Below are 2,803 nucleotides of genomic sequence, written 5' to 3'. Positions count from 1 at the left end.
CGCCTGCCCCGAGGCCGCCAGCCGCACCGCCGACGCCCCCCGAGCCGCCCAGGCCTCAGCCAGCCATGCACGCGGTGGAGCCCGAGCTGCCCTATCTCATCACCCACCCGGTCGAGGACCGGCTGGACGGCCATCGCTGCGCGCTGATCCTCCAGGATCTCCAGAACGACGTCATCATGGAGGGCGGCGCCTTCGCATCGACCGGGGCGCCGCTCCATGCGCGCCGGCAGAAGGTGCTGGCCAACGCCGCCCGCCTTGCCGCCGCGGCGCGGGCCAAGGGGGTCATGGTGATCCACGTCTGGATGGTGCTGGAACCGGGCCACCCGCACCTGGCCCAGCATTCCGGGCTGTACCAGGGGCTGAAGGGGCAGAACGCGCTGGTGCGCGGCACCTGGGGCGCGCAGCCCGCGCCGGGTCTCGCCCCGGCACCGGGGGACCTGGTGGTCGAGAAGATGTCGATGAGCGCCTGGGAGACCTCGCGCCTGGAAAGCTACCTGCGCCACGGCGGGCGCGACACCATCATCAACTGCGGCGCCTGGACCAACATGAGCGTCGAGCACACGGCCCGTACCGGCTGCGACAAGGGCTTCCGCATGATCGTCCCCGAGGACGCATGTTCGACCATGAACGCGGAATGGCATGTCGTGTCGATCAACTATGCCATGCAGGACATCGCCACCGTCACGACGGTTGACCAGGTGATCGCCGCGCTCGCCTGAGCGTGGCGGCCGCCTCTGGCAACCGCCGCCGCGGAAGGTTAGGCTCGGGCCAAAACGGGAGGAAGACGATGCAGGGCTTTGGCGTTCACACCAGCATGTGGACCATGAACTGGGACAGGGCAGGGGCCGAGCGCACGATCCCGGCCGCCGCTGAATACGAGCTCGACTTCATCGAGATCGCGCTGCTGAACGCGCCAGCCGTGGACACGACCCACACGCGGCGTCTACTCGACCTGCACGGGTTGCGCGCCGTCGCCTCGCTGGGGCTGCCCGAACCGGCCCGGGCCTCGAAGGATCCCGAGGCGGCGATCGCCCACCTCGCCCAGGCCATCGACGTCGCCGCCGCCATGGGCTGCGAGGCGCTGACCGGAGTCACCTTCGGCGGCATCGGCGAGCGCACGGGCCTGCCGCCGACCGAGGCCGAGTACGACAACATCGCCCGCGCGCTGTCGGCCGCCGCCGATCATGCGAAGGGCGCGGGCCTGCAACTCGGGATCGAGCCGGTGAACCGTTACGAGAACCACCTGATCAACACCGGCGCCCAGGCCGTGTGGATGATCGAGAAGGTGGGATCGGACAACATCTTCGTCCACCTCGACACCTACCACATGAACATCGAGGAGAAGGGCGCCGGCAACGGCATCCTCGCCGCGCGCGAACACCTGAAATACATCCACCTGTCGGAATCCGACCGCGGCACCCCCGGCTGGGGCACCTGCGACTGGGACGAGATCCACGCGACCCTCGCCGCCATCGGCTTCAAGGGCGGCCTTGCCATGGAGAGCTTCATCAACATGCCGCCCGAAGTCGCCTACGGCCTCGCCGTCTGGCGCCCGGTGGCCGCGAACTTCGAGGAGGTGATGGACAACGGCCTTCCGTTCCTGAAGGGCAAGGCGCGGCAGTACGGGCTGATCTGACGATCGGGGTTTCCACGTTCACACCCGTCTCCACGCTGTTCCGCCTTTCCGAAGATTGTCCCGTCGTAGACCGAAGGCGCGCAGGGCGGGACAGCGCCGGAGCCGCCGATCCGCCGCGCCGCTGAAAGCCACGCCATGACTCCCGCCACCGTCGCCGTGCTCGACATCGGCAAGACCAACATCAAGCTTTCCGCCTGCACCGAAACCGGTGCGGTGGCCGAAACCCAGTCCTTCCCGAACGCCACGCTGCCCGGACCGCCCTGGCGCCACCACGATCTTGCGGGCCAGTCAGCCTGGCTTTTCTCCGCGCTCGCGGATCTTGCCACCCGTCACCCGCTGGCCCATGTCATCGCCTCGGGCCACGGCGTCGGCGCGTTGCTGGTGACGGACGACCCCGACCGCGACGAAGGCGCCGCGCTGCCGATGCCGGACTACGAACAGCCGGTGCCGGAGGACGTCAACGCCGCCTATGCCCCCGAGGTCGCCGACTTCCTCGACCGCGGCAGCGCCATCCTTCAGGGCGCGACCCATATCGCGCGCCAGATGCTCTGGGCCGAGATGGAGCAGCCCGCGGGATTCGCCAGGGCGCGCCATATCCTCGGCCTTCCGCAATACTGGGCCTGGCGCCTCTCGGGCCGCCCCGTGGCCGAGGTCAGCCACGTCGGCGCGCAATCCCACCTCTGGAACGTGCCCCGCCGCCGCTGGTCGGCCATCGTGCAGGGCAGGGGGTGGGAGCAGCTGATGCCGCCCCTGACCCCGGCCTGGGAAGACCTCGGCCCGATCCGGCCCGACCTTGCACGCAGGCACGGCCTGCCGGAGACGCTGCGCATCCACGCGGGCCTGCACGACAGCTCGGCCAACTTCTTCCGCTACCAGGCCGCGGGGCTGCGGGAGTTCGTGCTGGTCTCGACCGGGACCTGGATCGTCGCCATGGCCGACGGCATCGCGCCCGAGCGCATCGACCCGGCCCGCGGCATGACGCTGAACGCCGATGTCTTCGGCAATCCCGCGGGCGGCGCGCTCTGCATGGGCGGGCGCGACTTCGCCGCCGTGGCCGGAGATCAGCCCGCGGGCGCCTGCGCCGACCTCGACGCCGTCGCCCGGCTGGTCGCGCGCGGCAGCTTCGCGCGCCCGAGCTTCGCCGACAACGACGGCCAGTTTCCGGGC

At 70.3% G+C, this 2,803-nt stretch carries 3 protein-coding genes; all 3 read left to right on the top strand.

What is annotated here, in order from left to right:
- A partial coding sequence (locus tag A7B20_RS21025) for a cysteine hydrolase family protein (RefSeq protein ID WP_157937757.1) occupies nucleotides 1-719 on the top strand: 719 nt, incomplete at its 5' end.
- Nucleotides 720-787: 68 nt separating this feature from the next.
- The gene (locus A7B20_RS21020) at nucleotides 788-1,636 is read left to right on the top strand and encodes a sugar phosphate isomerase/epimerase family protein (RefSeq protein WP_102110528.1); all 849 of its coding nucleotides are present in this window, start codon (nucleotides 788-790) and stop codon (nucleotides 1,634-1,636) included.
- 135 nt (nucleotides 1,637-1,771) lie between these two features.
- Nucleotides 1,772-2,803: FGGY family carbohydrate kinase (locus tag A7B20_RS21015; RefSeq protein WP_102110527.1), on the top strand; the 1,032-nt coding region annotated here is incomplete at its 3' end.

Source organism: Oceaniglobus roseus (genome assembly GCF_002869745.1).
Classification (GTDB): domain Bacteria; phylum Pseudomonadota; class Alphaproteobacteria; order Rhodobacterales; family Rhodobacteraceae; genus Oceaniglobus; species Oceaniglobus roseus.
The sequence above is the reverse complement of the archived record's forward strand: the minus strand, read 5'-3'. Positions and strand labels throughout refer to the sequence as shown.

Excerpts from the sequence above, each read along its gene's own strand:
- A7B20_RS21020 (WP_102110528.1), top strand. The coding sequence starts at position 788 with ATGCAGGGCTTTGGCGTTCACACCAGCATGTGGACCATGAACTGGGAC.